Raw genomic sequence first — 7,293 nt, 5'->3', positions numbered from 1 at the left:
GCCCCGAGCCCGTCGCGGACCGCGCGCAGCTGGCCGACCAGCGCGGCGCGCTGCTGGTCGTTCTGCAGTGTCTCGATGACCTGATCGAGCGATTGCGCCAGCGGCACGCTGGCCGCGGCCTCCGAGGCCGAGGTCCCGGCAGCGGGATGGGCGGCGGGCTTGCCCAATGGCGCGGCCGCACCGGCGAGGGGCATGGCGCCGATCGCGCAGAGCCAGATCAGCGCCAGCCATGGCAGATGACATCGCAGTTTCATCGTCGCGGGAGCCTCGTCGAAACCGGTCCTCGGCCCCCGCTGGGAGGGCCGTCATGGGCGCACTGTAACCGATGCCCAAGTGCGGGGCGACCCGTCAACGTCTGACGCTCCGGGCGCCGATTCGGCGTCGCACGCAAGTTCGCCGATAGTGCTACTCTAATTTCCCTCTTTTCTCCGACCCCTTTTTCTTCAGGTTCTACTCAGGCCCCTAACTCAGGAGATTGTCGTGGCCCGCAAAACTCCCATCGAGCGCTATCGCAACATCGGCATCAGTGCGCATATCGACGCCGGCAAGACGACCACGACCGAACGCATCCTGTTCTACACGGGCGTCAGCCACAAGCTCGGCGAGGTGCACGAGGGCGCCGCCACCATGGACTGGATGGAGCAGGAGCAGGAGCGCGGCATCACCATCACGTCGGCCGCCACCACGGTGTTCTGGAAGGGCATGGCCGGCAAGTATCCCGAGCACCGGATCAACATCATCGACACCCCCGGACACGTCGACTTCACGATCGAGGTCGAGCGCTCGATGCGCGTGCTCGACGGCGCCGTGATGGTCTACGACGCGGTCGGCGGGGTGCAGCCGCAATCGGAAACGGTCTGGCGCCAGGCGAACAAATACGGCGTGCCGCGGCTGGCCTTCGTCAACAAGATGGACCGCGTCGGCGCGGACTTCTTCCGCGTGCGCGAGCAGATCGCCGAGCGTCTGAAGGGCGCCGCCGTGCCGGTGCAGATTCCGATCGGTGCCGAGGATCATTTCCTCGGCGTCATCGACCTGGTGCGCATGCAGGCCATCGTCTGGGACGAGGCCAGCCAGGGTGTGCGCTTCGAATACCGCGAGATCCCGGCCGAGCTGGTCGATACCGCGCAGCTGTGGCGCGAGCGGATGGTCGAGGCGGCGGCCGAGGCCAACGAGTCGCTGCTGGAGAAATACCTGGGCGGCGAGGCCCTGAGCGAGGACGAGATCAAGGCCGGCCTGCGCCAGCGCACCATCGCCAACGAGATCGTGCCGATGCTGTGCGGCAGCGCCTTCAAGAACAAGGGCGTGCAGGCAATGCTCGACGCGGTGGTCGACTATCTGCCGTCGCCCGCCGACGTGCCGGCGATCCGCGGCCATACCGAGGACGACCGCGATGCCGAGCGCCACCCGAGCGACGACGAACCGTTCTCCGCGCTCGCCTTCAAGATCATGACCGACCCGTTCGTCGGCCAGCTGATCTTCTTCCGCGTCTACTCCGGCGTGGTCAATTCGGGCGATACCGTCTACAACCCGGTCAAGGGCAAGCGCGAACGCCTGGGCCGGATCCTGCAGATGCATGCGAACACGCGCAACGAGATCAAGGAGGTGCGCGCCGGCGACATCGCCGCGGCCGTGGGCCTGAAGGAGGCGACCACCGGCGACACGCTGTGCGACCCCGCCAACGTGATCATCCTCGAGCGGATGACCTTCCCCGAGCCCGTGATCTCGCAGGCGGTCGAGCCCAAGACCAAGGCGGACCAGGAGAAGATGGGCGTGGCGCTGAACCGCCTGGCGCAGGAGGACCCGTCGTTCCGCGTCAAGACCGACGAGGAATCGGGCCAGACCATCATCTCCGGCATGGGCGAGCTGCACCTGGAAATCCTGGTCGACCGGATGAAGCGCGAGTTCGGCGTGGAAGCGACCGTCGGCAAGCCGCAGGTCGCCTATCGCGAGACGATCCGCCAGCCGATCAAGGGCGTCGAGGGCAAGTTCGTCAAGCAGTCCGGCGGCCGTGGCCAGTACGGCCACGTGGTGATCGACCTGGAGCCGCAGCCGCAGGGCAAGGGCTACGAATTCGTCGATGCGATCAAGGGCGGCGTGATTCCGCGCGAGTTCATTCCGGCGGTCGACAAGGGCATCCAGGAGACGCTGAACGCCGGCGTGCTGGCCGGCTTCCCGGTGGTGGACGTCAAGGTCACGCTGGTGTTCGGCTCGTATCACGAGGTCGATTCGAACGAGAACGCCTACCGGATGGCAGGCTCGATGGCCTTCAAGGACGGCATGCGCCGCGCGCGTCCGGTGCTGCTCGAGCCGATGATGGCGGTCGAGGTCGAGACGCCGGAGGAGTTCACCGGCAACGTGATGGGCGATCTGTCGTCGCGGCGCGGCATCGTGCACGGCATGGACGAGATCGCGGGCGGCGGCGGCAAGCTGGTGCGCGCCGAGGTGCCGCTGGCGGAGATGTTCGGCTACTCGACCTCGCTGCGGTCGCTGACCCAGGGCCGCGCAACCTACACGATGGAGTTCAAGCACTACGCCGAGGCGCCGGCCAACGTCGCCGACGCGGTGGTCAACGCGCGCCGGCAATAGTCGTCAGGCGAAGGCCGTCCTCAAACGAAGGGCGGCTCGCCCTGCCAGTCGAAGAAGTCCGGCATGTCGCGCGACACGGTCTGCGGGAACGCGGCCGGCCGCTTCTGCAGGAAGGCCTCGACGCCTTCCTTCGCGTCCGGCGAGCGGCCGCGCGACTGGATCGCGCGGCTGTCGAGCTTGTGCGCTTCCATCGGATGCGCGGCGCCGGCCATCCGCCAGATCATCTGCCGCGAGATCGCGACCGACACCGGCGCGGCGTTGTCCGCGATCTCGCGCGCCAGCGCGTAGGCTGCCGGCAGCAGGTCGTCCGGTTCATGCAGCGACCGCACCAGGCCGCGCTCCAGCGCCTCCTGGGCCGGGAACACGCGGCCGGTGTAGCACCACTCCAGCGCGGTCGAGATGCCGACCACGCGCGACAGGAACCACGACGACGCGGCCTCCGGCGTGATGCCGCGGCGCGAGAACACGAAACCGAACTTGGCCGCGGTCGACGCCAGCCGGATATCCATCGGCAGCTGCATCGTCACGCCGATGCCGACCGCCGCGCCGTTGATCGCCCCGATCACCGGCTTCAGGCTGCGGTAGATCCGCAGCGCGACGCGCCCGCCGCCGTCGCGGTGCGGCGTGTCGGCCGGCGCGCCATAGCGCTTCTCGAAATCGAAGGTCGAGCCGCCCGACGATAGATCGGCACCGGCGCAGAACGCGCGCCCCGCGCCCGTCACCACGACCGCACGCACCGCATCGTCGGCGTCGGTCGCGTCGAAGGCGGCGATCAGCTCCTGCATCATCTGCGCATTGAACGTATTCATCTGTTCCGGCCGGTGTAGCGTGATGGTCGCGATGCCGTCGGCGACGGCGTAGCGCAGCGTTTCGAACGGTGAGGGGTTCATGAGGGCTCCGAGGTGGTCGGTCGATGCGGGAAACGTCGATGGCGATGCCGGCGCCCGGCGCCGGCTCGCTCAGGCGAAGGTGATCGCGCCGCGCCGGTCCGCGCGCTCCAGATGCGGCACGTTGTTGAAGCTGAGCAGCCGCTGCGTATTGCGGCCGCAGATGATTTCGCAGAAGGCGGTGTTGCGGAACTGCAGGTTCAGTTCGATCGCGGTCTGCGCCGGTGCGTGCAGCATGTCGGCCACCGCGCGGCCGATTGCGCCGCCCGAACTGACCACCAGGATCGCATCCTCGCGCGCCGAACCCTCGGCGCCGTGCGCCAGCCCGGCGGCGATGCGTTTGCCGAATTCGTCCCAGCTCTCGGGCATGCCGGTCAGCGTGCCGGCGGTCCAGGCCGCGAACGCCGCGCGGAAGGTGCGCCAGTAGTCCGCGTAGTCGCCGTTCTGATGCGCGCGATGGTCGGCGCCGCCGGTGTGGGCGCAATACAGCGCCTCGCCGTCGTACTCGTTGAAGCCCGGATGGGTTTCGAGCGTCAGCCCGGCACCGGCCTCGCCCATCGCCGCCAGGATCTCGCTGGCGGTGTCCTGCTGGCGCACCAGCGAGCCGGCGATCACGCGGCGAAAGCGCACCCCGCGCTCGACGAAATATTCGCCGAGCCAGCGCGATTGCTGCCGGCCCTGTGCCGACAGGCAGTCGTAATTGGCAGCGCCGAAGGAGGCCTGGCCGTGGCGCACGAGAAATAGCGTTGCCATAGAGGGAGAGCGGAAGGTTGGGAGAGGGGCAAGCGATGGCCGTCGCGCTCGATTGTAGGGCGCGGTCCGAGTGCCGGCCAAGCAAGCGTGACACGCTGCATACCGGTCATGGCCGCGCTGCATTGTCGCGGCCGGCGCGCCTTGCGCGTCGCAAATTTTCGAAAGCCGCTGGCATGTTACGCAAATGGCGTCGCCATACGCGGTTACCTTGGCGCCTGCCCGCCGGCGGGCATTCCTCAGGCAATCCAGACATCAGCACCCCGACATCAGCATCACGACATCAAGAGGTCATGACGATGCGTACGTATCACACCTTGGCGTATCCCGACTGCACCGCCTTCAGCGCGGCACTGGAATCGCCGCATGGCGGACCGGCGATCAGCGCGGCGCTCGTGCGTGGCGAACTGATCGAGGTACAGGGCCATCGGTTTCGCCTGTGCCGATCGGATTCCGGCTGGAAGATCAAGACCGCTCCGCTGTGGCAGATGACACACCGCCAGCGCTTCGCGCGGTTGATGCGGTGCCTGCGCCTGGGCGGCGACGCGGTGCTGTGGGAATCGCGGGTGCGCCGCTTCGTCAAGCATTGGGCGCTGCGCGTCGAGACCGATGGCGGCAACGAAGGAGGCAAGGGCGGCAGCGCCGACGGCAGCCGGGATTGCGCGCGGCCGCGCGTGGTCCCGCTCTACATCAAGGGCTGGCTGCCGCCGGCTCTCGATCATGACGGCCTGTCGGCAGAGAGCCGCCAGGCCGGGCGCCGGCGCCGCGCCCAACTGCTGCGTTACGCTCAGCGGCCCCAGGCCGAACCCGATGGCGCATCGGAGCGCACCGGCGAGGCGTCGCACAGCCGGCCGCCCATGCCGCCTGACACCGAGCTGCGTCGACTGTGCCCCGAAGTCGCGCAGCGTTTGTTCGGTCCGGGTTCCGACCTGCGTGCGCGCAACCTGCGCGACAGCAACCTGGGGCCGCTCGATCTGGGCGGTGCCGACCTGCGCGGCGCGGTGCTGGTCCGTTGCGACGCCGTCGAGGCGGACCTGCGCAGCGCGGACCTGCGCGATGCCGATCTGCGGCTGGCCGATCTGCGTCGTGCCAGGCTGGACGGCGCCAGGCTGTCCGGCGCCCAGCTCGCCGGCACCCGGCTGCAAAACGCCTCGCTCAGCGGTGCGGACCTGCGTGGCCAGACGCTTTACGCGATGGCGTTGGCCGGCGCGACGCTGTCCGGGGCGGACCTGACAGGCGCTGGCTTCGTGCTGCCGCCCGACGCGCTGGTCGACGGCGCCACCCGCCGGGCCGCGCTCAAGCCGCTGCATCAGCATGACGGCAATCTGCTGTGGACGGTGGTCTCGCTGTCCGATCCGCAACGGCGACGCGAACTGATGGCGGCGATCGTCAACGCGCTGAATTGCGCGACCGCGCAAAACGAGGACATTTCCGACACCAATGACGCCCTCGCCGAGTTGTTGTTGAAGGACGTCGACCAGTATTGGGGAAACTCCGGCGAGCAGAGCACCGACATCGTGCTGGATCACTGTATCCGGAGGCTGGCCAGGCACCAGTGCCAGCGCCTGGCCAGAACGCTGCCCGAGTCGTGCGAAGACGTGCTGCTGAAGCTGGCGGACCGATATCGCGCGATGTTTGCCAAGTATGATCCCGCGATCTTCGCCAAGTTTGGCGAACTGCCATGGGAGTTGACGCTGGAGCTGCGGTCGTCCCCCATCAAGGTCGTCCCCGATCAATCGAGCGTGACGCCGGTATCGGCGGTCAGCTTCAGCACCACCGGCAGATAGGCCCGATAGGCGCTGCTCGCCTCGGCCGGCAGATTGCCGACCGGCTCGGCGCCCATCTCGTCGATCCGGCGTGCCACCGGGCCGCTGCGGACCAGCGCGCTGACCTCGCGCCCAAGCCGCTCGACGATGGCCGGCGGCGTCTTCGCCGGGGCGAGCAGCGTGGTCGGCCCGACGATCTCGTAGGCGGCATCGCGATAACCCGCCTCGGCGAACGTCGGCACATCGGGCAGGCCGACGGCCCGCCGCGTGCCGATTACGGCCAGCGCCCGCAGCTTGCCGGTGGCGATATGCTGCTTCAGCGCGGTCACCGAGCCGATCGTCATATTGACCTGCCCCGCCAGCAGGTCCGACACCATCGGTCCTTCACCGCGGTAGGGCACGTGCAGGATATCGAGCCCCTTGGTCTTGGCCAGATACGACTGGATCGTATGCGGCTGCGTGCCCGGTCCCCACGAGCCCATCCGCAGGGCGCCGGGATGCGCCTTCGCGTAGGCGAACAATTCGTCGACGCTCTTGACCGGCAGCGTGCTGTTGACCACCAGCACGGTACGCATCGTGGCGATATCGGAGACCGGCTGCAGATCGGTGCGCGGATCGTAGGGCAGCTTCTTGTACAGCGCCAGATTGGCCGTGATCGGGCCGGGCACCGTCATCAGCAGCGTGTAGCCGTCGGGCGCGGACTTGGCGACATGGTCGGTGCCGATGATGCCGCCCGCGCCGCCCTTGTTCTCGACCACGACCGGTTGGCCCAGCCGCTGGCTCAGCGTGTCGCCCAGCGTGCGGGCCAGCGTGTCGGTCGAGCCGCCGGCCGGATAGGGCACGACGATGCGGATCGGCTTGCTGGGGTAGGGTTGCTGCGCATGCAGCGGCAAGGCGGCCAGCGACAGCATTGCCAGGGCGGCGGCGCGCATCGCGGTCCTGCGTTGGCCCGCCTTGCCGGTGGACGCCTTGCTGCGTGGGTTCATGCTGGTCTCCTCGTGGTCATGTTCGTGTGGTTCCCGCGATCGGCTCGGCGGCGCGCTGCCGCATTCCATCGCGCCGATTCAATCGCACCTTGGCGCCAGATAGCCGCCAATCAGCCGCGCCATCTGCACGGGCAGTTCGTCGTCGTCCAGCCGCAACGGCAGCGGGTCGTGCAACAACGCATCGACCAGCATGCCGAACGCGGCCTGCATGGCGAAGCGCACCTTCGCCTCGGCGCGCGCGCCGTCATCGAGCCGCGGCATCAGCAGCGCCACCATCCGGTCCGCGAAGGCGGCCGCACAGGCGCGATGCGGCTGCCA

5 protein-coding genes and 2 pseudogenes are annotated in these 7,293 nt (G+C 68.5%); 2 read left to right on the top strand and 5 right to left on the bottom strand.

Annotation, left to right across the window (positions count from 1 at the left end):
• Positions 1 to 254, bottom strand: a pseudogene (locus tag B551_RS10850) (mechanosensitive ion channel family protein); the annotation flags it as partial.
• Positions 255 to 480: 226 nt separating this feature from the next.
• Here B551_RS10850 and fusA point away from each other — a divergent pair.
• On the top strand, positions 481 to 2,586 hold the full coding sequence (fusA, locus tag B551_RS10845) for an elongation factor G (RefSeq protein WP_023264071.1): 2,106 nt from the start codon (positions 481 to 483) through the stop codon (positions 2,584 to 2,586).
• A 20-nt stretch (positions 2,587 to 2,606) separates the two neighbouring features.
• Here the strand turns inward: fusA and B551_RS10840 are convergent, their stop codons facing one another.
• The gene (locus B551_RS10840; protein ID WP_006579385.1) at positions 2,607 to 3,476 is read right to left on the bottom strand and encodes a crotonase/enoyl-CoA hydratase family protein; all 870 of its coding nucleotides are present in this window, start codon (positions 3,474 to 3,476) and stop codon (positions 2,607 to 2,609) included.
• A gap of 69 nt (positions 3,477 to 3,545) precedes the next feature.
• Positions 3,546 to 4,226, bottom strand: coding sequence for a histidine phosphatase family protein (locus B551_RS10835; RefSeq protein WP_006579386.1), 681 nt, complete (start codon positions 4,224 to 4,226; stop codon positions 3,546 to 3,548).
• Between the two features lie 35 nt (positions 4,227 to 4,261).
• Here B551_RS10835 and B551_RS26520 point away from each other — a divergent pair, with 35 nt between their 5' ends.
• The gene (locus B551_RS26520) at positions 4,262 to 6,010 is read left to right on the top strand and encodes a pentapeptide repeat-containing protein (protein WP_083492573.1); all 1,749 of its coding nucleotides are present in this window, start codon (positions 4,262 to 4,264) and stop codon (positions 6,008 to 6,010) included.
• On the opposite strand, the gene B551_RS10825 is transcribed toward B551_RS26520, so the two are convergent.
• Positions 5,956 to 6,975, bottom strand: a complete 1,020-nt coding sequence (locus B551_RS10825; RefSeq protein WP_006579389.1) for a tripartite tricarboxylate transporter substrate binding protein — start codon at positions 6,973 to 6,975, stop codon at positions 5,956 to 5,958. The genes B551_RS26520 and B551_RS10825 overlap by 55 nt on opposite strands.
• 78 nt (positions 6,976 to 7,053) lie before the next feature.
• Positions 7,054 to 7,293: pseudogene (locus B551_RS26515) on the bottom strand (TetR/AcrR family transcriptional regulator); the annotation flags it as partial.

Source organism: Cupriavidus sp. HPC(L), assembly GCF_000307735.3.
GTDB lineage: Bacteria > Pseudomonadota > Gammaproteobacteria > Burkholderiales > Burkholderiaceae > Cupriavidus.
This window is presented reverse-complemented; position numbering and strand designations above follow the sequence as displayed.